14 protein-coding genes, 1 tRNA gene, 2 rRNA genes and 1 pseudogene (1 of these 18 only partly in view) are annotated in these 23,338 nt (G+C 64.8%); 6 read left to right on the top strand and 12 right to left on the bottom strand.

Annotation, left to right across the window (positions count from 1 at the left end; genetic code table 11):
- The 3 genes from CK951_RS15005 to CK951_RS14995 all read left to right on the top strand — a co-directional run.
- A 23S ribosomal RNA gene (locus CK951_RS15005) occupies positions 1-2,466 on the top strand (it extends 402 nt beyond the left edge of the window).
- A 99-nt stretch (positions 2,467-2,565) separates the two neighbouring features.
- Positions 2,566-2,680: ribosomal RNA gene (gene rrf / locus CK951_RS15000) — 5S ribosomal RNA — on the top strand.
- Between the two features lie 78 nt (positions 2,681-2,758).
- Positions 2,759-2,835: transfer RNA gene (locus CK951_RS14995), tRNA-Met, on the top strand.
- Here the strand turns inward: CK951_RS14995 and CK951_RS22000 are convergent.
- The 4 genes from CK951_RS22000 to CK951_RS14975 all read right to left on the bottom strand — a co-directional run bounded on the left by CK951_RS22000 (position 2,792) and on the right by CK951_RS14975 (position 9,245).
- Positions 2,792-4,519 carry a recombinase family protein gene (locus tag CK951_RS22000; RefSeq protein ID WP_096787287.1) on the bottom strand — a complete coding sequence of 576 codons (1,728 nt, stop codon included), beginning with the start codon at positions 4,517-4,519 and terminating at the stop codon, positions 2,792-2,794. The two genes, CK951_RS14995 and CK951_RS22000, sit on opposite strands and share 44 nt — an antisense overlap.
- Positions 4,520-5,290: 771 nt before the next feature.
- Positions 5,291-7,489 carry an AAA family ATPase gene (locus CK951_RS14985; RefSeq protein WP_157764581.1) on the bottom strand — a complete coding sequence of 733 codons (2,199 nt, stop codon included), beginning with the start codon at positions 7,487-7,489 and terminating at the stop codon, positions 5,291-5,293.
- Between the two features lie 83 nt (positions 7,490-7,572).
- Complete coding sequence (locus CK951_RS14980) at positions 7,573-8,472, bottom strand: hypothetical protein (protein ID WP_096786888.1); 900 nt, start codon at positions 8,470-8,472, stop codon at positions 7,573-7,575.
- Between the two features lie 266 nt (positions 8,473-8,738).
- Positions 8,739-9,245 (bottom strand): hypothetical protein, encoded by a 507-nt coding sequence (locus tag CK951_RS14975; RefSeq protein ID WP_096786887.1) that lies wholly within the window; start codon positions 9,243-9,245, stop codon positions 8,739-8,741.
- A gap of 82 nt (positions 9,246-9,327) precedes the next feature.
- Here CK951_RS14975 and CK951_RS21120 point away from each other — a divergent pair, with 82 nt between their 5' ends.
- Positions 9,328-9,534 (top strand): ribbon-helix-helix protein, CopG family, encoded by a 207-nt coding sequence (locus CK951_RS21120; RefSeq protein ID WP_332461070.1) that lies wholly within the window; start codon positions 9,328-9,330, stop codon positions 9,532-9,534.
- A gap of 637 nt (positions 9,535-10,171) precedes the next feature.
- On the opposite strand, the gene CK951_RS14970 is transcribed toward CK951_RS21120, so the two are convergent.
- The 5 genes from CK951_RS14970 to CK951_RS14945 all read right to left on the bottom strand — a co-directional run bounded on the left by CK951_RS14970 (position 10,172) and on the right by CK951_RS14945 (position 16,543).
- Positions 10,172-10,903, bottom strand: coding sequence for an outer membrane protein (locus CK951_RS14970; RefSeq protein WP_096786886.1), 732 nt, complete (start codon positions 10,901-10,903; stop codon positions 10,172-10,174).
- A gap of 267 nt (positions 10,904-11,170) precedes the next feature.
- A complete protein-coding gene (locus CK951_RS14965) occupies positions 11,171-11,536 on the bottom strand; it encodes a DUF1622 domain-containing protein (protein ID WP_096786885.1) in 366 nt (121 codons plus the stop codon).
- Positions 11,537-11,943: 407 nt separating this feature from the next.
- Complete coding sequence (locus CK951_RS21425; RefSeq protein WP_198402366.1) at positions 11,944-12,939, bottom strand: YidH family protein; 996 nt, start codon at positions 12,937-12,939, stop codon at positions 11,944-11,946.
- 8 nt (positions 12,940-12,947) lie between these two features.
- Entirely contained in the window at positions 12,948-13,937 is a 990-nt protein-coding gene (locus CK951_RS14950) for a formylglycine-generating enzyme family protein (protein WP_096786884.1), read from the bottom strand.
- A 287-nt stretch (positions 13,938-14,224) separates the two neighbouring features.
- Positions 14,225-16,543, bottom strand: a complete 2,319-nt coding sequence (locus CK951_RS14945; RefSeq protein WP_096786883.1) for an arylsulfatase — start codon at positions 16,541-16,543, stop codon at positions 14,225-14,227.
- A gap of 1,044 nt (positions 16,544-17,587) precedes the next feature.
- On the opposite strand from CK951_RS14945, the gene CK951_RS14940 reads away from it, so the two are divergent.
- Positions 17,588-18,400, top strand: coding sequence for a hypothetical protein (locus tag CK951_RS14940; protein ID WP_096786882.1), 813 nt, complete (start codon positions 17,588-17,590; stop codon positions 18,398-18,400).
- Between the two features lie 768 nt (positions 18,401-19,168).
- Here the strand turns inward: CK951_RS14940 and CK951_RS14935 are convergent.
- The gene (locus CK951_RS14935; protein WP_096786881.1) at positions 19,169-20,608 is read right to left on the bottom strand and encodes an IS1182 family transposase; all 1,440 of its coding nucleotides are present in this window, start codon (positions 20,606-20,608) and stop codon (positions 19,169-19,171) included.
- Between the two features lie 332 nt (positions 20,609-20,940).
- Here CK951_RS14935 and CK951_RS14930 point away from each other — a divergent pair, with 332 nt between their 5' ends.
- A complete protein-coding gene (locus CK951_RS14930; protein ID WP_096786880.1) occupies positions 20,941-21,303 on the top strand; it encodes a hypothetical protein in 363 nt (120 codons plus the stop codon).
- 162 nt (positions 21,304-21,465) lie between these two features.
- On the opposite strand, the pseudogene CK951_RS14925 reads toward CK951_RS14930, so the two are convergent.
- Together CK951_RS14925 and CK951_RS14920 are read right to left on the bottom strand one after the other, a co-directional pair.
- Positions 21,466-21,897, bottom strand: a pseudogene (locus tag CK951_RS14925) (IS110 family transposase); the annotation flags it as partial.
- Between the two features lie 323 nt (positions 21,898-22,220).
- The gene (locus CK951_RS14920; RefSeq protein ID WP_096786879.1) at positions 22,221-23,255 is read right to left on the bottom strand and encodes an IS110 family transposase; all 1,035 of its coding nucleotides are present in this window, start codon (positions 23,253-23,255) and stop codon (positions 22,221-22,223) included.
- Between the last annotated feature and the right edge of the window lie 83 nt (positions 23,256-23,338).

The raw sequence follows: 23,338 nt of genomic DNA, 5'->3' as shown, positions 1-23,338 counted from the left end.
CCGTACAGGAAGCTCCAGGAGACATATCAAGTAGGGCGGGACACGTGAAATCCTGTCTGAAGATCGGGGGACCACCCCCGAAGGCTAAGTACTCCTTGCTGACCGATAGCGAACCAGTACCGTGAGGGAAAGGTGAAAAGCACCCCGACGAGGGGAGTGAAACAGTACCTGAAACCGGACGCCTACAAGCAGTCGGAGGGTCCATGAGACCTGACGGCGTACCTTTTGTATAATGGGTCAACGACTTGGTCTCACGAGCAAGCTTAAGCCGATAGGTGGAGGCGCAGCGAAAGCGAGTCTTAAAAGGGCGTCGAGTTCGTGGGATCAGACCCGAAACCAGGTGATCTAGCCATGAGCAGGATGAAGTCAGGGTAACACCTGATGGAGGTCCGAACCAACACCCGTTGAAAAGGGTCTGGATGACTTGTGGCTAGGGGTGAAAGGCCAATCAAACCTGGAGATAGCTGGTTCTCCGCGAAAGCTATTTAGGTAGCGCCTCGGACGAATACCTCGGGGGGTAGAGCACTGCATGGATGATGGGGGCCCACAGCCTTACTGAGTCTAAGCAAACTCCGAATACCCGAGAGTACTATCCGGGAGACACACGGCGGGTGCTAACGTCCGTCGTGAAGAGGGAAACAACCCTGACCTGCAGCTAAGGCCCCCAATTCGTGGCTAAGTGGGAAAGCATGTGGGACGGCCAAAACAACCAGGAGGTTGGCTTAGAAGCAGCCATCCTTTAAAGATAGCGTAACAGCTCACTGGTCTAGACAAGCTGTCCTGCGGCGAAGATGTAACGGGGCTCAAGCCACGAGCCGAAGCTCAGGATGCACAGCAATGTGCGTGGTAGCGGAGCGTTCCGTGATATAGCTTCATGTCTCTTATCCCTCCGGGGAGACAGAGACGCGAAGCTTTCTGTGAAGCCGGGCCGTAAGGCATCCGGTGGAGAGATCGGAAGCGAGAATGTTGACATGAGTAGCGACAAACAGGGTGAGAGACCCTGTCGCCGAAAGTCCAAGGGTTCCTGCTTAAAGCTAATCTGAGCAGGGTGAGCCGGCCCCTAAGGCGAGGCCGAAAGGCGTAGTCGATGGGAACCAGGTTAATATTCCTGGGCCAGGAGGATGTGACGGATCGCAGGTGTAGTTCGGCCTTATCGGATTGGCCGGGCTGCTGAGCGGTCCCTGGAAATAGCCCTCCATCAGACCGTACCCTAAACCGACACAGGTGGACTGGTAGAGTATACCAAGGCGCTTGAGAGAACCACATCAAAGGAACTCGGCAAAATGCCTCCGTAAGTTCGCGAGAAGGAGGCCCCGTCTGTGCGCAAGCATGGGCGGGGGGCACAAACCAGGGGGTGGCGACTGTTTACTTAAAACACAGGGCTCTGCGAAGCCGTAAGGCGACGTATAGGGTCTGACGCCTGCCCGGTGCTGGAAGGTTAAAAGGAGAGGTGCAAGCCTTGAATTGAAGCCCCAGTAAACGGCGGCCGTAACTATAACGGTCCTAAGGTAGCGAAATTCCTTGTCGGGTAAGTTCCGACCTGCACGAATGGCGTAACGATCTCCCCGCTGTCTCTGATGTGGACTCAGCGAAATTGAACTGTGTGTCAAGATGCACACTTCCCGCGGTTAGACGGAAAGACCCCATGAACCTTTACTATAGCTTCGCACTGGCATCAGGAATGTGATGTGCAGGATAGGTGGTAGGCATCGAAGCGGGGACGCCAGTTCCCGTGGAGCCAACCTTGAGATACCACCCTTCGCATTCTTGATGTCTAACCGCGGTCCGTCATCCGGATCCGGGACCCTGCGTGGTGGGTAGTTTGACTGGGGCGGTCGCCTCCCAAACAGTAACGGAGGCGCGCGATGGTGGGCTCAGACCGGTCGGAAATCGGTCGTCGAGTGCAATGGCAGAAGCCCGCCTGACTGCAAGACTGACAAGTCGAGCAGAGACGAAAGTCGGCCATAGTGATCCGGTGGTCCCGAGTGGAAGGGCCATCGCTCAACGGATAAAAGGTACTCTGGGGATAACAGGCTGATGATGCCCAAGAGTCCATATCGACGGCATCGTTTGGCACCTCGATGTCGGCTCATCTCATCCTGGGGCTGGAGCAGGTCCCAAGGGTATGGCTGTTCGCCATTTAAAGAGGTACGTGAGCTGGGTTTAGAACGTCGTGAGACAGTTCGGTCCCTATCTGCCGTGGGTGTAGGAGACTTGAGAAGAGTTGCCCCTAGTACGAGAGGACCGGGGTGAACGAACCACTGGTGGACCAGTTGTCGTGCCAACGGCAGTGCTGGGTAGCTATGTTCGGACAGGATAACCGCTGAAGGCATCTAAGCGGGAAGCCCCCTTCAAAACAAGGTCTCCCTTGAGGGCCGTGGAAGACCACCACGTCGATAGGCCAGAGGTGTAAGCGCGGCAACGCGTTCAGCTGACTGGTACTAATTGCCCGATTGGCTTGATCTGACCCGGTAACAGCAAGGCTCGAAACCTCGCTCTGCCCCAGATCAGAAAGCAGCACGACCTGGAACAAGCATAAGCCTGATGTTGTCGTTTCTTCTCCGGTCTGGTGGCCATAGCACGAGCAAAACACCCGATCCCATCCCGAACTCGGCCGTTAAGTGCCGTCGCGCCAATGGTACTGCGTCTCAAGACGTGGGAGAGTAGGTCGCCGCCAGACCTGAAAAGAAACGAAATCTCCAGAACGATCAAAATCATCCGCGTCAGAAGCAAACAATCGCTCAAGACGCAAAACGGCCGCGGGGTGGAGCAGCCCGGTAGCTCGTCAGGCTCATAACCTGAAGGCCGCAGGTTCAAATCCTGCCCCCGCAACCAACACTAATTTGTCAACAAATTCAACGGCTTCGGAAACACCATCCGAGGCCGTGACGCTATTTGCACCGCCCGCTGCCCGTCGCGGGACATCGGCCATCGGCAGTCCCGTCGCCAGGCGCAGGAGGCTCGCCAGCGCCCCGTGCAGGTCGATCGCCAGTTCCGTCTTGCCGTCAGGCCCCATCACTGGCGTCAGCACGATCTTCTCCACCATGGCCCGGATCGCCTCCTTCGCCTCTTCCATCCCCTCCGGTTCCCGCAGCGCCCGGATCAGCGCCCCGATCCGCTCGCGGTAGGCGCCCGACATCGACGGGTGGAACCGCACCGGGTCCGGCGCGGCCTCCGCCGAGAGCTGACGCTCGAGCTCCTTCCGCCTTGCGTCGAGCGCGTTCATCCGCTCCTTCACCTGCTCGACCGGCACGCCGGCGATGATCGCATCCACCAGCTTGGCGTGGTCGCGCTTCACCTGGGCCAGCTCCTTCTCCAGCCCCTTGCGGTTCGCCGTGGCACCCGCCGCCAGCCGGTTCCGCTCCGCGGCGTATTCCTCGCAGAAGATCCGCACCGCCGCCTCGTCCATCAGGTGATGCTCGAGCGCGTGCAGCACCCGGCCTTCCAGGTCGGCCTGCTTGATGACGGTCCGGTTTGTGCAGACCGCCGCACCCTTGCTCCGCGCCGCCGAGCAGCTGAAGCCGTCCCGCCCTTCCTTCGAGACGCCGGAGCCGCAGCAGCCGCACTTCATCAGCCGCGAAAACAGGAACTTCGGCCGCCGCCGGTCCCAGACGGCCACCTGCGTTCCCTTTGACGTCAGCGCGCCCTGCCGTGCCCGAACCCGCTGCCAGAGGTCGTCGTCGACGATCCGCAGATGCGGGACGTCCGTGGTGACCAGGACGTCGCCGGCGTTCGGCCTCGACATCCGCTTGCCGGTGTCCGGATCCTTCCTGTACTGAAGCCGATTCCAGACCAGCCGTCCGATGTAGAGCTCGTTGTTGAGGATCCCGGTTCTGCGCTCGCGGTTGCCGTGCAGCGTCGAGGCGCCCCAGGCGCGGCCCCGGGGTCCCGGAATGCCTTCCGTGTTCAGCGCCTCGGCGATCCTTCTCGGTGACAGGCCGCGCGCGTAGTCCTCGAAGATCCGGCGCACCACCGCGGCCTTGCCCGGGTTGATCGCGCGCTCACCGCCCTCGGTCCGACCCTTGCCGTCCGCGGGTCCCGCGACGACGTCGTAGCCATAGGAATTGCCGCCCGCGACCTTGCCCTGCCGCACCCGGCCGCGCTGGCCGCGCCGGGTCTTCAGCGCGATGTCGCGCAGCTGCATCGCGTTCATCGTGCCCTTGAGCCCGATCTTCATGTCGTCGACGTCTTCCTCGGTGATGGTCCAGATCCGGATGCCCGCATGTTCCATCCGCTCGTGGAACCGCGAGATGTCGGAGAGCTTCCGAGACAGCCGGTCCATGCCCTCCCACAGCACGATGTCGAACTGGCCGGCCCTGGCGCCGCGCTGCAGCGCCTCGATCCCGGATCGGAACATGCTGGCGCCGGAGGTCGCCCGGTCGCTGTACTCGGCCACGACCTGCCAGCCTTGCCGCAGCGCCGCCTCGCGACAGTATACCAGCTGGTCCTCGATCGAGGCCTCCCGCTGCAGGTCGGTCGAGAAGCGGGCGTAGATCGCCACGCGATTGCCCTTGCTCATGGCGAGGCTCCTTCGTCTGGACCGGGTTCGCTCTTCGGACCCATGATCATCGTTCGCATTCGTTCCGGCAAGCAGCGAAAGCGGGGTGTTCGGCATCTGCAGGTCATCCCGGCACGGCTTCGACACATCCGGGGCGGGCGGGCCATGCCCATCGCCGCCCCTACCGCTTCCCCTTCCCGCCGCCGCCGTTCCGACGATGGTCGGCCCGGGCCGCCTCCCGGGCCAGCGCGCGGAGAAAGCTCCTGAAAGCTTCCGCGGCGGCGGACAGGTCCGCCGTTTCCGAATTCGCAGGCGGAGAGCCATCCGACGCGCCGCCCGCGACCGGAGCGTTGGCTCCGGCCTTCAATCGGGCATGCGTCTTCCGTGCTCGGGCCATCGGCCGAGATGCTCCGCTGCAGGCAACCGGCACGGCCGATCGCGGTTCCGGGGGTCTGGGGCAGGGGCGGGGTGAGGATCCCGCTCCTCGGCCGCCAGTCTACCTCAGGCCGCGGTTCCGCGAAGCAGCGATTCGACTGTCGGACCGTCAGGCCTGTGGATATCCCTTCGGTCGGCACCGGGAATGCATCGGATAACAGTGCCTTGTCTCGGTCTTTCCTCAGGCCACGGGACGGCGGGCGAGGGCTGCGGGTGGCACTGACGTCCCTTGCGGAGGACACGCGCAAAAAGCTGAATCGCAAGGAGGTACTTCCGGCAGAAGCCCGGCTTACCCTGATGCGTTTGACGAGGGGGCACCCTGCGCCGAGCGAACGGCGGTGCTGGCCGACGCCCGGCCTATGCCAGCCCATCGGGGGACGGCTCCTGCGGCATGAGCGGGAAGGGGATGACCTGCGAGGTCTCCTCCGCATCGGGCGGCCCCTTGCGGACGTCCGCGAGGAGGGCGGTGATGCGATCGGCATCCAGGTCGCGCTCCCGCAGCAGGACGGCCGCGATCCGGTGAAGCTGCGGCAGGTGTCGGCCGAGCAGGTCGAGCGCCGTGGCGTACGCCGCGCAAAGCCGCGCCTCGATCCGGGCACGCAGTCCGGGATCGGTGCCGAGCAGGTCACCGCGCTCGGCATCCTGCCATGACAGCCCGCCGTCGCCGTTCGTCAGGCGCCACGACACCTCCAGCTTCAGCGCGAGCCGTGTCGCTGAGGCGAGATCGCTGTCCCGCCCCTCTCCCGCGCCGCTCGAGGGCGCGCCATAGACCAGAACTTCCGCCGCACGGCCGCCCATCAGCATCGCCAGATCCTCCTCCGCCGTGTCGAGCGTCTGTAGCGCGGTCCTGGCGCCGGCGACGAAGCCTCCCTGCGCCGTTAGGCGGACGAGGCTCGGCGCCGGCCGGCCCACAAGGTGGCCGACCAGCAGGTGACCCACCTCGTGAAGCGCGACGCGGCGGTCGATCTCGGCATCAAGCGGCGGCGCGAGCCGCTCGGCGGCCGCGGTCAGGTCGGAAGCCGTGAGAAGGCGGCCGGCGGCCCGCGCCCGGCTCGCGGCGTCGCGCAGCAGCGCCGCCACATCGGCGCCCGAACAGCCAAGCAGGCGACGGGCGAGGGCCGCAATCGCCCCGGCTTCGATCCGGGGGCGGGGATCGAGACGGGCGAGGCCGGTAGTGAGCAGATCCTCCAGCCCCGCGACGTCGGGCAGCGCCATGGCGAGCTTCAGGTCGAACCGGCCCGAGCGGATCACCGCCGGATCGACGTCGCCGGGATGATTGGTGGCGCCGAGGACGAGAACGCCCTCGGCGCGGGCGAGCCGCGACAGTTCCTCGAGCAGACCGTTCACCACACCGCGCTGGTAGCGCGCCGAGTTGCCGTCGTCGCTGCGGGTCAGGAAGCTGTCCAGTTCGTCGATGAAGAAGACCGACGGCGCCCCGGCGATCGCCTCATCGACCCGTGCGTGGAGTTCGGCGAGCATGTCGCCTTGGTGGCCCATCTTCTGGCAGGCGCTGTAGCTGGTGGCGATGAACGGAACGCCGGCGCTGCCCGCGGTCGCCTCGGCCGCCATGCTCTTGCCGGTGCCGGGCGGGCCGTAGAACAGGGCCGAGGCCGACACCTCGTTCCAGGCAAGCCCGCCTTCGCGCCAGCGACCGAGGTCGGCGACCATGCGCGTCAGGATCCGCACCGGCTCGGGCTGGCCACGAACGTCCGCAAGCGTGAGGCTCGGCGCGGTGACGGGGTTCGCCATCCCGGCCAGGCGCTCGACCACGGCCGCTGCGGTGGGCGCCATGAATGCGGCGCGGATCGCGATCGGCGCGAGGCGGGCCAGCGCCTCCGTCTCGAGAAAACGGAGAGCTTCGGCGTCGAAATCCTCGGGATGGGTGCGGCTCAGCACCTCTAGAAGCAGGCCGGCAGACAGCCGCGGCAGCCGCACCTCCGGCCCGAAAAGGGCCGCGAGATCGCCCCACCGCAGGTCGCGCTCGGCGCTGACCAGAAAGACCGGCCGCCCGATCCCGACGGCGTCGCGGACCTTGTCGCGGTGGAGCCGGATCTCGCTGGCGCGGTCGCGCGGGGACTGATCGGTCCTGAACGACACGATCCGGATCATCGGATCGGCGGCATCCTCCTCGTCGACCTCCGCCCGGTCGCGCAGATGGCGCAGAAGCCGCCCGCTGAATGCCTTGCCAATGGCATCCTCGCAGCCGGGGAGGGGCGGTCGCACGAGAGTGATCGCTCCGGGGTCGAACAACGGCGCGAGATCGTGGCCCTCGGGCAGCACCCTGGCGAGGGCCGCCACCATCAGCAACTCCAGCGCCTCGTGCCGCCCAGGCCGGCGGAGCCGTTCGGTTGCCTCACGGCGGGCAATCTCGTCCTCGGCCTCCGCCATGCCCCGGCGCATCAGGTCGAGCAGCGGTTCGGTGGACTCCGGATTCTGGAAATCCGGAAGTTCGGGACGCGCATCCGGAAAATCAAGCGACAGATGGGCTGCGAGAAACTCCGCAACGCGGCGGCAGGGGAAGGCCGAGACTTCCGGAACAGAGGGCGACTGGGTCAAGGGGACACCTTCGGGAAAATCCGGATCGGTCCCGGCCGGTATGGCGCCGGCCGGGAGGGCATGGGGCGGAAGAGGCAGGTGGATCAGCCGCGTGGGCACGGCCTGCGACGCGCCCTGGCCTCGATGGCGTCGAGGGCGGCCAGCACGATGGGCTCGAGCCTGCCGTCATATACTTCGGTCGTGACCTTGATCACGCCGCGGAACCGTTCGGCCGGCAGAACTGCCCAGGGAAAGCGGCGCCTCAGCGTGGCGTGAAGCCGCTTCTCGATGCGCAGCGCGGCCGAGCCGCTGGCCATGGGCACCGTCTTCAGGAGATCGGCCGGCAGGTCGTCCCGCAGCCGAAGCTGGTGGTGGAGGCGGCTCTCCGGATCGTTCGAGTGGCCGAGCTTCACGACGGTCGTCCCGTCGCCCAGCACGAAGCGCAGCGCGTAGAGGTTGTTGGGCGCCGCCGGCCAGGCCGGTCCGCATTTGCCGCACTGGAAGCGGCCCGTTTGCATATTCACCCGTGCCACGCGCTGCTCGTGGCCGCAGGAGTGGCGGTAGAGGCGGTAGTTCGGGTCGCCCTCGTGATCGGGTCCGAGCAGCTGCCAGCAGCGACGCTCCGCTTCCGCGGCTTCTGTCCCCGCCTGGCAGATCGCGCAACGAAAGCCGGTCTCGCCCTGCGCCATGCGCTCGATCAGTCCGAACTGTCGCCGAAGCTCGTGCCCGCAGGGCGCCCGGAAGATCCCGTAGTGCCGATCGTGCGCGTCCCGCCGAAGGTATTCCAGACCCGCGGCCTCGGCGGTGTCATGCCAGCGATCGGTCTTGCAGGCGTGGCAGATCGGCTGGAAGCCCATGAGCACGGACACGCGAACAACGTCCTGCGATCCGCAGGCCTTGCATTCGAGCAGGACGTGCAGCCTGTCCCAGACCCGGTCGATCAGCGTGAAGCCCTTGGCCTCGGCCTCGTCGATCCAGTGCGCGTGGAGCAGGCCCGGATACACCGGTTCCCGGTCGTCGGAGAGAAAGTATCTCTTGTCGGTGAAGATGGTTGTCCTTTGTCAGGTGAGAGAGGAAGGGGGGCGGCGCGGACGCTGCCCGGGAGCGGTCGATTGCGCCGTCCAAGAAGATCCGGATCATGCGAATGCAGATGGAGACGGCCACCGCCCGTGTGGCCCGGAGACGTGCGGAGCGACGCTGGGCCGCGGGCCAGCTTCGAATGATCCGGATCGGTTGCGGGAAACCGGCCGAAAATCCGGATGCGTCCTGATCAGCAGCCGCCGGGCGACACTTCCGGGTCGGACGACGTGTCGGGTCCGGTGGACAGCGCCGCCAGCACGTGGAGCCGCGCCTTTGCCGTGCTCAGCATGCGGTCGACGCGGCGCGACGTCGGATCGCTGCCGGGGCAGCAGAAGCAGTCGGCGTGGCGATCGAGAAGGCCGTAGAGCTGGGTGAACTCGTCCGGATGCGTGCTCCGCAGCATCGCCTGTCCCAGCATCGTGGTGAGCCGCAAGGGCAGGTCCGAGACGCGCTCGATCTGGAGATCCAGCACCTCGGCCATGCCCGCCAACGTCGTGACGCGGGTGCGTTCCGCCTCGGTCAGCCAATCCGCGAAGGCCGGATCGGCCCAGTTCGCATGCGCGATGTCGCGCTCGGCCTCGACGCAGCAGCCGAGCTTGCCGAGGAGCCGCGAGAAGCAGCGCGAAATCGGCGTGTGGGTGAAGCGCGCAGGCGGTTCCGTCCCGCTAAGCGGCGTGGTAGTCACTTTGGTAGCCATGATGATCTCCTGATAGATCAGTGTGGTCAGAGCCGAGGCGAGGGGCCCTAATCCCTTGCCTTGGTTCGTCAATGGTGGCACAATGGTATCTTGGTGTCAACATCGGGATTGGAATTATTTTATGGCTCCTCCAAAGAAGGACACGGAGGCAATTAACCTGCGTCTTCCTAGGGAACTCATTGCAGCTCTTGATGACCGCCGCCGGATCGAGCCGGATCTGCCAACGCGTCCGGAGATGATACGCCGCGCGCTCATCCAGTGGCTTGAAATGACGGAGAAAACGCTCTGACGGACGTTGCGCCGCCATCGATCTGGTCGCATGGGCTGGAGTTGGCCGGCCGGCCGGCATCAGCACCCACTGGATCGGAACGACGCGCCACGCCGCCGTCAGACATCCAGTCTCACTCGTGAGACACCTATCTTGTGCCCGGTGATCCCGCGCGACCCTCCGACGCCGAGCGCGAGGTTCTTGCCGGCCTCGTCGAGCGCGTTACCGATCGACGGCGCTGCTCGCACGTCACGGAATGGCTGGCGGGTGTCGAAGTGAGCAGCGGCCATAATGCGTGGGTTGCAAGGCATCTCGCGAAACTGGCCGGAGCGGCACCAACGCGTAGAAGCGACTTCGGGGCGCCGCCGACTAACGCAGACGACCCCTTTCCGCCTGCCGGCGCGTGATGCTCCGTTTCGCGAAGCGGTCGCACAGGCGAAGTGCAGTAGGAGCTGCGTGCAGCCCTTTGCTGCCCCTCGTGCGCCGCACAGCATGACGCCAGGCGCCGACACGAGGGGCGGAGAGCGGACAGATGCAGGTGCGGCAGAGCTGTCGCAGCATCTGCGCGAAAGCCGACACTCGAATTCTGCCCGGCATTGCCGGCAGGATCGACATGAAGGTCAGGTATGTCTTTTGCCGTGACTTGCGGTAACAAGAGCTAGAAGCGGTATGTGGCGCCAAAGACGATGCCGGAGAGTTTGAGGTCGATGTCGCCCACCTCGTCGCCTCGATCGGACTCGATGTGGCGGTAGCCCGCCTCTGCCCACCACCGGTCGTTGATCCGGTAGTTCACCGTCGCGAGGCCTTGAAACGCATCACCGATGTGGTTCTCGAAGCCGCCGACATCCACTATCAGGCTGGCAGACCACCTGTCGTTGAACTCATGACGCAGGCGGGCTCCCACGAGGGCGTCGATCCACTCGTCCTCAAGATCGAGGGATTGCGTGGATCCGTCCACAGCCGTGACGGAAATGTCCGTCGTCAGCCGGAAGCCACGAAGGCCCAAGGCGAGGTCCACGCTGGTCGTCGCCGTCTCCTGCACTCGGTAGAGCAGATAGGCGGTGCCGATGGCGCTGGTGGATCCGATGTCCGCCTCCGAATAGCCTGGTGCGGGATCGGCAGCCGAGTCCTCGGTCGCGGAGTAGATCACGTCGCCGATCAGGCCCCAGCGGCCATGCCTGGCCTCAACGGCGCCCATGAACCCGAACTTCAGCGTGTCGAGGGCGTCGCTCACGCTGATGTCGCTTTCAACCCTGCCTTCCGACGTGTTTGCCGACAGGGATGTCTCCGGGAGCCAACCATAGATCGTCGCCGAATAGGTCCAGCCGGACTCCTGGGCCGTGGCCTGAGTTCCTGCGAGCGTGGCGAAGAGAACGAGCGATTTCTTCATCCTTCAGCATCCTTTATCAAAGCGTCGTGTCGTCTTGCCGGTCGCCCTCCCCGACGCCGGAGGACGACAGGGTTTTCCCGGCGGAACCCGTCAGCGCGTTGCTGCACAGGGCGGTAAGGCCACGACAACCGGCTGACGGCGAAATGGTTGAATTGGCGAACGTCCTTCACCCGGTTGACGAGGGGACCGTCAAGAGGGGACGTCCAACCGAATCCACTCGCCATCACGAACTGAAGCCGCTTGTGCCATCGAAGTCGGCTCGTCCATTCACGGCCCTTCACGCTGGCGCTCGCGAAGGTCGGAAAGGTCGCGTTCCAGGAAGTAGTTGAGGAAGGTGCGGATCACGGCGACGAGGCCGAGCCTTGCCACATCCTCCCAGTCGGTCGTCGTCGCCGTCTCGATGATATCGGCGGCAAGCTGGAACGTGAGGGCAGCGACAAGGACGCGGCCGTAGCGGAGCCAGACGCCGCGGCTTTCCGTATCTCTCGCGGTCCGCGACAGGAAGACACCCGCACCGGCCACGAAGGTCTGGATCGTGCCGGCAAGCACAAGCCCGAGGACCATGACGTCGATGGCGAGGACGGTGAGGTCGGTGGCCACGACGAGGCCCTCGCGGAACTCTTCGGCCGTCATGGGCAATCGAGCCTGGGGGATGACGCGTGAGGAACACGGCCCCGGGTGGCGTAGCCCTGGTTCCTGCGCGCGGGGGCAATCCCCACGATCTTCCCGTTCATCCCGGCCCGTGCATCGACGTTCGAAAGTCCCGAGCGGTAGACACTCCGTCGAGTGATGAAGAGGGACCGCTCGTCCCTGAGGGACACGCCACAGCCGTCGCCGAGCAACATCCAGACCTTGGCGGGCCGATCAGGGTCCGGCGTCCGGTGCCCCATGAGACCGCGCGAGCGGAAGGTCAGGCTCGAGGTTCCACGATCCTTGCCCTTGGTGACGAGGATGTCGGGCGTCCTGCCCTCCTGCCTTCGAGCTTCATGTGCCATCTCGGCCCCCTAAAGACGACGTTGATTAGGTAAACGGCTCAGGCTTCAGCCGAACGGCCCGACCGAGAAGACCATGCTGACGATGGCGAACACGCCGATGACGAGCAGCACGAAGGCGGTGACGAGGGTGAGCGAGAGGGGAAAGTGGCTTTCGCCGTGGATCAGCCCGGCCCCGGTCATCGCCTGGCGCTCCATCCGGAGGCCTGCCATGAACTGCACGTGGTAGACGATGCCGATCACCAGCATCGCGATGCCCAGAAGCACCAGGGCCACGCCGAAGTTGCGCGGCGCGTCACCGGCCTGCGAGATCATCCCTGCGTCCTGCGCCTTGTCGAAGACCTGATGGATCGTGAAGCCGAAACTGATGAGCGACAGCGAGGTCCGGATCACCGACATGAGCGTGCGATCGGCGCTCATCCGGGTGCGTTGGAACGACATTCCCGTGCGCCGGGCCGAGAGTTCGACCGAGATCTGCTCTGAAGCAGATTGAGCAGTGACGGGCGGTCGGGCGGGGTCCGGGTCCATGGCGCTTCCTCTCTGGGATCTTGTCGCGGTGGAGGCGCCGCCGCTCCGGCCCGCCCGCCGACGCGCGAGACGGGCGAACGGCCCGCGCAACAGCACGTATGGCAGGAAGGCGAACAGGATCGCGACGAGCGGTATCTCGGCGGGGTAGAACGTCCCCAGCACCGTCACCTGGTAGATCGCGTCCATCACGAGGGCCAGAACGAAGATCCGGCCGGTGGCCAGCAGGCCCTCGCGCAGGCGGATCGCGCGCTCGTTCGATCCGGTGAGCAGCGTCCAGAGATAGGGGGAGCGACCGAGCCTCGCATCCTGCACCCCGTCGTGGAACGCCGCGGCGGCCGCCATGCAGGGCTGGAGGATGAAGCGGAAGGTCATGGGCCCTCCGGGTCGCGCGGCGATGTCGCGCCAGATGCGCTCATGCACTTCAGCCGAGTAGCCGTACCAGACGAGCCCCGCCACGACGAAGAGAGCGGACGCCGCGACGGCGATCCGCGCCAGCACGACTTGGGTCCGCGTCACCGTCTCCGTCATTGCCCGGTGCTCGCGGGGCGGAGCACACACCGGAAGCCCACGTGGCTGGTCGAGGTGTCGATCGGCTGCGGGTGGCGGGCGGCGGGTCGATAGCGGCGGCAGTAGTTTGGAGCGCAGAGATGCGAGCCGCCCTTGAGCACCCTGCGAGGGATGCGGATGTCGGGTTGCAAGGGATCGAGGCTGTCTGACGCGGCGGCCCCTCGAGGGTTCCGCGGGATGCAGCAGGGCTTCAACGCATCGGTGGAATGCTGCGGACCGTACCAGTCGGCGGTCCACTCCCACACGTTGCCGATCATGTCGCAAAGGCCATAGCCGTTCGGCGGGAAGGCTCCAACCGGCGACGTCCGCTCGTATCCGCCCGCCCGCCGGTTGCGGAAGGGAAACTGGCCCTGCCAGGTGTTCGCCATCCTGCGGCCGCCTGGCATGAATTCATCGCCCCAGGCGTATTCCGCCCCGTCGATGCCGCCGCGTGCCGCGAACTCCCATTCCGCTTCGGTCGGCAGTTCCTTTCCCGCCCAGGCGGCGTAGGCCTCTGCATCCGCGCAGGCCACATGAACGACCGGGTGGCTGTCGAGGCCGGCGATGGAGGATCCCGGACCGGTCGGATGGCGCCAGTTGGCCCCGAACCGGAACTTCCACCACTGGCTCCAGTCCCGCGTGTCGACCGGCGCCGTCTTCGGCGGCCGGAACACCAGCGACCCGGGTTTGAGCAGGTGCGGCGGGGCGCCGGGGTAGTCCGCCGGGTCCGGCCGTCGCTCGGCCATGGTCACGTAGCTGCAGGCCTGCACGAACTTCCGGAATGCCGCGTTCGTGACCGGCGTCCGGTCGATCCAGAAGCCGTCGACCGTCACCCGATGCACCGGAGCCTCCTCGGGGTAATGGCGGTCCGACCCCATCTGGAAGGTGCCCCCGGGGATCCACACCATGTCGAGACCGGGAGATGTCGGTTGAAGCGGTGCCCCTGTCGGGTGGTGCGGGAGGTTCATGTATCGATCCTCGCAGAAAGGACCGGCAACCCGGAGGGCCTGCGGCCGTTCCGCCGCACGGGTCGCGAGTACGAGATCGCCGATGAGCGCCCTTGCACGCTTGTCAGCTTGAGTCCACGCCCTCGTCCGGTCGCAGGCACGGTGATCCGTGGGCAAACGGCCGGCAACCGCGCCGCGGCGATGTGGCGGACCGCTCCGGCGGACAGGGCCGGACGGCCATCCGGAGATCGGCCGTCACGCTCCCGCCACCACGAGCCGAGGTGGTTCTGGTCCATGGCGAGGCTCCGTCAGTCCCGCGCCAAGGCCGCGGCGAGCTTGCGCTCCACGTCGATGTAGACGTCGTCGGCAATGTCGAAGACGACCTTCACGACCCGCCCACCGGAGAACGGAAACTGGGGCTTGTACTCGCTCGAGACCGCATCGCCGCCGTCGTAACCGACGCAGAGACCCTCGCCACACAGCGCGTAGCGGCCGGTCTGGGTCCGGAAGGCGGCCTGCGCCGCCACCTCCTCGTCCACGTAAAGCGTCATCTGCCCGAAGGCCTCCCCGAGGTCGCTGATCCGCTCCTTCACGAACTCGACTCCGACGACGTGCCGGCCGAGCCGGGGCGCCTCGGTGACCAGGCGCTGTTCCGGCGGGACGCCGAGGAAGTTGTAAACGTAGAAGAGCTTGCCGCCCTTCACGAACAGCGAGTACCCCCCGAAGCGGGAGCCTTGGGCAATGATCACGCCCTGGCTGTCGCCAGTGAACTCCACCTCGGCCAGCATCTTGAACGACACGCCCAGCGTTCCGGCCGCCACGGCTTCCGGCACCTCGGTGGTTCCCGGATAGTAGACGTACCGGTCGCGTTTTGGGGCGTGGAATTCGGCCGCGTGCTGGTCATGCACGTTCAGGTCGTTGAGCGGCAGGACGTTGTTCTTCTCGGCCTCCGTCATCCAGAGCTCGACCAGTTCCTTCAGCTTCTCGGGATGCTCGGCGGAAAGATCCCGCGCCTCGGACCGGTCGACGTCCGTGTGGAACAGCTGCCAGACATCCCGGTCGAAGCCGCCCTGGTCCGATGGCATCGGCGCGTGGAGGGCCGCGGCCTTCCAGCCCTTGCTCCAGATCCCGCGCGTGCCGGCCATCTCGTAGTACTGGGTCTTCTTCCGGGTGGGCGCGCTCGCGTCCTCGAAGCTGTAGGCCATCGACACGCCCGCGAGCGGCGCCTGCGGCACCCCGTCCAGCGTGTCGGGTAACGGCACGCCGCAGCATTCGAGGATCGTCGGCACGATGTCGGTGCAGTGGTGGTACTGGTCGCGCACCTCGCCCCTTGCCTTGATGCCTTTCGGCCAGTGGATGACGAGCGGGTCACAGGTTCCCCCTGCGAAGGACGCGTAGCGCTTGAACATCTTGTAGGGCGTGGAGAAGGCGACGGCCCAGCCGGTCGGGTAGTGGTTGTAGGTGTCGGGCCCCCCGAGCCTGTCGATCATGGCCAGGTTGCGCTCCACGTCGTCGGGGAAGCCGTTGAAGAACAGGTTCTCGTTCACCGAACCGCTGGGGCTGCCCTCGCCCGACGCGCCGTTGTCGGCACAGTAGAAGATCAGGGTGTTGGCGAGCTGGCCCGACTCCTCGAGGTAATCGATCAGCCGGCCGACCTGAACGTCGGTGTATTCCGAGAACGCGGCATAGACCTCGGCCATGCGGCTGAACAGGCGCTTCTCGTCGTCGGAGAGGCTCGCCCAGGGCCGCACCATGTCGCCTCCGGCCGCCACATTCTCCGGCATCGGGTTGATCGGCGTGAGTTCGGTACCCTCGGGCAGGATGCCGCGCTCGATCATCCGGGCGAGCACCCATTCGCGGTAGGCCTCATAGCCGTCGTCGAACTTGCCCTTGTACTTGTCGATGTACTCCTGCGGCGCGTGGTGCGGGGCGTGGTTCGCGCCGGGGCAGTACCACATGTACCAGGGCTTGTCGGGATCGCCCTGCTTCGAGTCCCGGATGAACCGGATGGCCTTGTCCGCGATGTCCTTCGAGAAGTGGTAGCCATCCTCGGGCTGAGCCGGCTGATCGACGAAGTGGTTGTCCTCGATCAGTTCGGGATACCACTGGTTGGTCTCGCCGCCGATGAAGCCGTAGAAACGGTCGTAGCCGAGCCCGAGCGGCCACTTCTTCTTCGACGCGCTCATGCCGAACGCATCCACGGGCACGTTGTGGTTCTTGCCGATCCAGAAGGTGCTCCATCCGGCGTCGCGCAGGATGCTGGCGATGGTGCCGTTCTCCAGCGGGATGTGGCCGCTGTAGCCGGGGAACCCGGTGGCGGCCTCCGAGATAGACCCGAAACCGTTCTGGTGGTGGTTCCGTCCGGTCAGGAAGCAGGAGCGCGTCGGCGAGCAGACCGCCGTGGTGTGCCATTGGGAGTAGGTAAGGCCGTTCCGTGCCAGCCTGTCGAGCGTCGGCATCTCGATGCGGCCGCCATAGGGCGACCATGCTGCCTGACCCGTGTCATCGTAGAGAACGACGAGGACGTTGGGCGCGTCTTTTGGTGCCCGATTGTCGAGGAACGCCTCCCAATCCGCGCGGGAGTCGCGGATGTCGAGGCTCGCCTTTCCTTGGAATGTCCTTCCCATGGTCTTCGCTCCTCTGTCGGATTTCCGTCGTGGGAATGCGTAGTCTGGTACTGCGCCGACTGGCTGCCATCGATATGGCGGTCGATGCGGTCAGGTGGATCGCGCGGGTTTGCCCCGGTATGCGCCTTGTGTCCTTCCGTGCCCGGCTCGGTGGAACAAGTGAGAGGGTCAAGGGGCCGATCTCAAGGAAGTTCCCCTGTAATGCACGTCTTTCCAAATCGGTTCCGGATTTTTGCCGACTTCCGACGGGGGTTGCCATCGCTTAAGCGGCGCAGGTCAATCTGCACGACCTCGCGGAGCGAGTGATCCTGATCTCGGTGTGCGGGGCCACTGGGACCCTGATCCCGGTCGGAATGTTCGGGAAGGGTCCGGGCATCGGGAAGCGTCGCAATCGCCCTTCGGCGCCGTCCCGAGGGGCGAGCCATTGTCCGCTATTGCTCTGAGAACAAACGGCGAGCGAAATCGAATGCCGGGCGGGCTTTGGACGGGCGAAGCCGGTCTTCGTGGGGCGTCAGGCAAGGATCTGCGCCTTCTTCACGGCAAACGAGCCATCGGCGGACGTCATTTCGACGACCGAAGGGCGCGTGGCCAGGTGCCGAAGCGGCGCCGGACGGCCTTGAGCGTATCGTTGGGGATGACCCGGGCTGCTCCGGCTTGTTCTCGCTCCGCAAGCGAGGCGGTCGGCCCGCGTGACTGCCATCTATCCCTCGGCAACGAGGCGCCTCGAGATGCAGTCGGTCGCGACAGGAACGCAACTCTTCCTATCCATGGATGGATGCCACGATGCGATACGATCGCGCCTGACCTTTGGAGGCGCCGGTTCCCTTGATGTTTCTCCCCCCGGCCATCGATGCTTGCTCCACCACGCGGCAATCCGGGCAGTTCGGTTTCCGGTTCCTCTGGAACAGCCAGGTGGAGCCGCTAGCTAGGTGGGAAGCCGATGCGGGAGATTGGCTTCAGCAAAGCGGCGAGTCACGAGCGAAGGTCACGGAAACAAGGCGACCGGCCAGCCCGCGGGTGCGCAAACAGCAGACGGAGGAAACCATGAAACGTCCCGCTAGCTTCCCGACCATCCTTGTCTGGGCGAGCGCCGCGAGCCTCGCCGGGGCGTCGGCCGCACAGGAAGCCGGGACGCAGGACCTCGCGCACGACCTTGCCAATCCGGTCTCGGACCTCATCAGCGTGCCGTTCCAGTTCAACTTCGACGAGGGCCTCGGTACCGGGGATGGCCACCAGTCGCTGCTCAACATCCAGCCGGTGATCCCGTTCTCGATCAGTCCGAACTGGAACCTCATCTCGCGCACCATCGTGCCGATCGTCCGGCGCTCGGATCTCGGGCCGGGATCGGAGGATGAGACGGGCCTCGGCAACATCACCCAGAGCCTGTTCTTCTCGCCCAAGACACCGACGGCTGCCGGAGTGATCTGGGGTGCTGGCCCGGTCGTGCAACTTCCCACGGCAAACGACGGCATCGCTCCCAAGCAATGGGGCGCAGGCCTGACCGCCGTGGTGGCGATCCAGCAGGGACCCTGGACGGGAGGGGCGCTCAGCAACCATGTGTGGTCCATTTCGGACGAGGAGGAGTTCGGGGAATCCTCCGTGACCCTCGTCCAGCCCTTTCTCTCTCATTCGACACCAGGCGGAACGACGTTCACCCTCAACAGCGAGTCCACCTACGACTGGGAGGACCAGCAATGGAGTGTGCCGGTGAACTTCACGGTCGCGCAACTCGTGAAGGCGGGCAGCCGTCCGCTCCAGTTCCAGGCCGGAGCGCGCTACTGGCTGGAGGCCCCCGAAAGCGGCCCGGATGGATGGGCGCTTCGGTTGGGCCTGACAGTCCTCTTTCCGAGAAACTGACGTGATGGGGCATCGTCGTGGGGGTATGATGTCTTCTTTGCCGAGACGGGGCACGCGAGTCTGGCGAGCCGACACTATCCCGGCGACGCGGACGGCTACGTTTCAGCTCGCTTCCCTGACGGTGGCGCAAGCCCTCCACACTCGGCGCAAACGTTCACGTAAAGGCACTACGCTCCGGCGCGCCCTCCGACGGTAGAAGTATGCAAGGGTTTGCGCGCATGGCCGTTGTCTGCGTGACCTGCCACGCGATCTTTCCTCCATCTGCGATTAGAGTTCGGCCCATGAAGAGGAGGGACGATGAAGAAGGCACGACTGACGGAAGAGCAGATTATTGGCCTCCTGCAGGAGCATGAGGCAGGCGCGAACTGCGCCGATAACAGCTTGGTCCCGCAGTGCCGACACCGCACGGTCAATCTCGCTGCGGTCAGCTATCAACGGCCGGTTCAGGGAAGCCGCGCTGCAGCGTCCCTGCAGGCTCGACCGGCAGCAATGGGCCGGGCGCGCTATCTTACCGCGCTCAACAACGCAGGAGCGAAGGTCCGTTTGCTGCGCAACGCGTTGCGCCAAGAGCGAGTCGCGAATGGCCGCTTTCGCCCATTGCCACGGACGCGATGCCGCGACCTCACGGTCCGCTCACCGCCGAGGCAGTGTGGAAACTGGCGATCGCACGACGACCGACCTTTTCGTCTGCTTCAGTAGTGGCGCTTCTGCGGAAATTGCGGGATGGTTTGGCGGTAGCTCGAAGGCACGTGCGTCGGGGCTGTCAGCTCAGCCGGACATCGCCTTCGTCAGGCCTGCGATGCCGATCAGCGAGACCATTCGCTTGATGTTGTAGGCGAGAACGTTCAGCGCGAACTCCGTCCGAACGTTGCAGAGACGTCGGGTGAGGAAGTGGCTGGGGCCCATCCATGACTTGAGGGTGCCGAACGGGTGCTCGACCGTGGAGCGGCGGACACTCATCGGTGCCGATGCGCTGCGCCGCCGGGCTTGGGCAGCTTCGATCAGGTGCTCCTGCTCCCAGCGGGTGATCCGCCGTTCCCGGCCGGTCGTGCAGCGAGCCTTGAGGTCGCAAGCCGCGCAGGCCGTGGTCCAGTAGCGCCGCAACTGAAGGCCATCCTCCTCGGTGGTGTATCGGTAGGTCAGTGCCTCGCCCGCCGGGCATCGGTAGACATCGGACTCCGCCTCATAGGCGAAATCGGCCTTCACATACCGCCCCTCCGACCGGCTGCCCGAGGTGTCGGGGCGCGGCACGGTCGTGGTGATGCCCAGCTCGTGGCAGGTCAGGATCTCGCGGGCGCTGAAGTAGCCCTTGTCGGCGAGGATGTGCAGATCCTCACGCTGAAGCACTGCCTTCGCCACGCAGGCCATCACCGCCAGCAAATCCCGGTCGTGGCCCTGGTTCGTCACGGCATGGGTCACGATCAGGTGGGTTTCGGCATCGACCACGCTCTGGACGTCGTAACCGACGTGTCCGCTGTGCTGCGCCCTTGTGGCCATGGCGCGTGCATCCGGATCGGTGAGCGATATCTGCCCGTCCGGCGCGTCGGCCAGGGCCTCCTGCATCGCCAGCAGGCGCTCGATCTCCTGCCGGATCCGGACATAGCGGCCGGTCAGATGCGCTGCCCGTTCGGCTCGCGCCTCGCCGGTTTCCTGGCGATCGATCCGGTCGGCTTCTTCCATGTAGCGACCGACCTCGGCCTCCAGATGCGCCAGGCGGCTGGCTACCTTGCCCTTGGTGAAGTTGCGGTCGCGGTTGTTGACCGCCTTGAACTTGCTCCCGTCGACCGCCACGCAGTCGCCCTTCAGCACGCCAATCCGGCGACAGAGGTCCACGAACTGCGCACAGGTCTTGCGGATGCCGCCACCGTTGTCGCGCCGAAAGTCCGCGATCGTCTTGTGGTCCGGGACCAGTCGCCCGGTCAGCCACATCAGTTCGACATTGCGCCCCGCTTCGCGCTCGAGGCGCCGGCTGGAGGGGATCCGGTTCAGATAGCCGTAGATGAACAGCTTGAGCAGGACCGCCGGATGATAGCCCGGCCGACCTGTCCGCGCTGCCGCGTAACGATGAAAGCCAAGCCTTGCCAGATCGAGCTGATCGACGAAGAGGTCAATGACGCGGACGAGATGGTCTTCGCCGATCCAGTCCTCCAGCCGCTCCGGAAAAAGCGTCGTCTGATCCCGCCTCACACCCTCGATGAAACCCGACATGCAGAGCCTCCCTACTTGCAGAAGTCTAACACGAACAGGGGTTTTCACACAGGCTCGGCGGAGAGCAGCCTGACGCTGCTGCGGCATCACACCCGAAAGATCATGCGATAGCTGACGCTTGCATCGGCTGCGGGCACGGCGCCGTCGCGAACCGCTTAACTGGCACGGCACCGTTACCGAAGTCCTGATCCTAGACCAGTACCCTGCTTCAGCGCTGACCTGCGCGCCTTTTCCGACGCCACCGCCAAGCTCGAAACTTGACAGCTTCCCGGCCGCGAGCTTACCACATCCAATAGCAATGGAGTTGTCGTTCAGTTTAACAGGCATCGCAAATGAAGATTATCTTTTCCCGCAACCAGAAAGACTTGAAAGGCCTGCTCGGCGGACACAAAGGCGTCAGGTTCGAACTGGGAGCGATCGCGGAGATAACCGACGAAGAGCGTGCGCTTTGCTCTCAATACATGCCCTCGTCCACGCACCTCTACACTTGGGAATATCGAAAAAGGCCTGGCGCTATTGCGCAGTCGCATTCGATCTATGTCGAAACCCTGCTCAAAGGTCAAAAGTTCGAGTGCGAGGATATTGCGGAGATCCTTTTTCTCGAAGGCAAGATCGTGGAGGCTGCCAAGGAGTTCCGCTCTTATCTTTCCGTTGCAAAGTCCTTTGGAGGTACCGTCGAGGTCGAGATCAACTGATCTTCGAGCGACAAGAACGAACGGAATCTGGCGCTGGAGCCGAGGCCAGTGCGGCGCGACATCGAATGTGAAGATTCAGCGACATCGCAGATGACGATTTGGGGGAAGCGGAGGTCGGGTGTTGATCGGCGCGCAATAAGAAGTTCGACGCCGATTGACACCCAGATAGCCCCGCAGGGCGTTGATCGCCTGCGTCCGCTGCCGGATCAGAAGCTCGCGGATGCGGAAGACCATCGCGGCCCCCTGGGTCTCCTCGCTCTTCACCGGCACGAAGCGCATCGTCGGACGCAGGGCCGCTTCGCAGATCGCCTCGGCGGCGGCGGCGTCGTTCTTCTGCCGCTTCACGAACGGCTTGACGTAGGAGGTTGGGATCAGCCGCACCTCATGCCCGAGCTTGCCGATCTCGCGGCCCCAGAGATGCGCCCCGCCGCACGCTTCCATCGCCACGATGCAAGGCGGCAGGCGGCCGAAAAAGTCGAGCACCTGATCCCGCCGAAGCTTCTTCCGAAGCACAGCTCGGCCCGAGGCGTCGGCACCGTGCGCCTGAAACACGTTCTTCGCCAGATCGAGCCCGACCGTGGTAACCTCCGACATGACCGCTCTCCTCTGTGGATCGTCGCAGACCCACCTTGGCACATCGATGACCTCGGGGGGCGGTCACATCATGTGTGGGTAGCCCCGGTTTTAGCGGGCTGTCGCCTCGGCTAGCATGATACGATCGAATGCGTCCATGTGTCAGGCCTTTCGTCGGAGCGCTTTGCTCCATGGCCGGTATGGGATGCGCGGGTTGTGGTCAAAACATCAAAACGAGCTCGAAGCTCTCCATGTGACACTGGTTTCCCCAACCCCGATCTGTCCGATCGATTTCATACAAGCTTCAGCTTCTCCCGCATTTCGAGGCGGTGCTGCTGACCTCGTCAGTTCGCCATCAGCGGTCCCCCTCGAAACTCTTCGTTCTTTGTGATCATGGCCCAAAGCATGCGGGCCATCTTGTTCGCCAATGCGATGGCGGCCAGCATCCGTGGCTTGCGTGCCAGCATCCGCCCCAGCCACGAGCTTTCTGCGGGTGGCCGGATCTTGGTCCCGGAGATTACGGCCATCGCGCCAATGATCAGCAAGCGCCGGATGTCGCGCTGGCCGGACTTGCTCGTGCGGCCGAGCCTCTGCTTGCCGCCGCTGGAATGCTGTCGCGGCACGAGGCCCAGCCAAGCCGAGAAATCCCTTCCCTGACGGAAGCTCTCCATCGGTGGCGCGAAAGCCGCCAATGCCATCGCGGTAATAGGGCCTATGCCGGGCATCTTTTGCAGTCGGGCTGAGAACCGCGAACGTTTGCTGGCCGCCGCGATCTGCGTATCAAGCTCGGTGATCCTCTGCGACAGATCGTCGATCTGATCAAAGCAAAGCTGTGCCATGTGGCGGACCACAGCAGGAAGATCGTCTGACCCTGCGCCCGGCTCCAGAACGGTCCGCAGCTTGTCCACGTTCTCCCGCCCCTTCCCGGCGACAAGCCCGAACTCGGCGAGATGGCCGCGCAAGGCATTGATCATCTGCGTCCGCTGCCCTACCAGCAGATCCCGCAGCCTGAAGATCATGCCGAGGCCCTGCTGCTCCGGCGTCTTCACCTCGACGAAACGCATGGTCGGCCGACTGCCCGCTTCCGCGATCGCCTCGGCATCCGCCATGTCGTTTTTCTGGCTCTTCACATACGGCTTGACGAATTTCGGGGCGATCAGGCGCACTTCATGCCCGATGGCCGACAAGGTCCGGGCCCAATGATGAGCGGTGGCACAGGCCTCCATCGCAATGATGCACCCGGACTGCGACTGCATGAACGTGAGAAACTGCTTGCGCGACAGCTTCTTGCGAAACACGACCTCGCCTTCTGCTGTCGCTCCGTGCAGTTGAAAAACCTGTTTCGCCAGGTCAACGCCGATGATCGAGACGTCCTTCATAGCGGGTTCCTCCTGATCCTGTCTGGATCACTGTGGCACATAAGTGCCGTCAGGAGGGGCTACCCAACCCATCATCAAAGCCC

The sequence above is a fragment of the Rhodobacter sp. CZR27 genome (genome assembly GCF_002407205.1).
Classification (GTDB): Bacteria; Pseudomonadota; Alphaproteobacteria; order Rhodobacterales; family Rhodobacteraceae; genus Cereibacter_A.
This window is presented reverse-complemented; position numbering and strand designations above follow the sequence as displayed.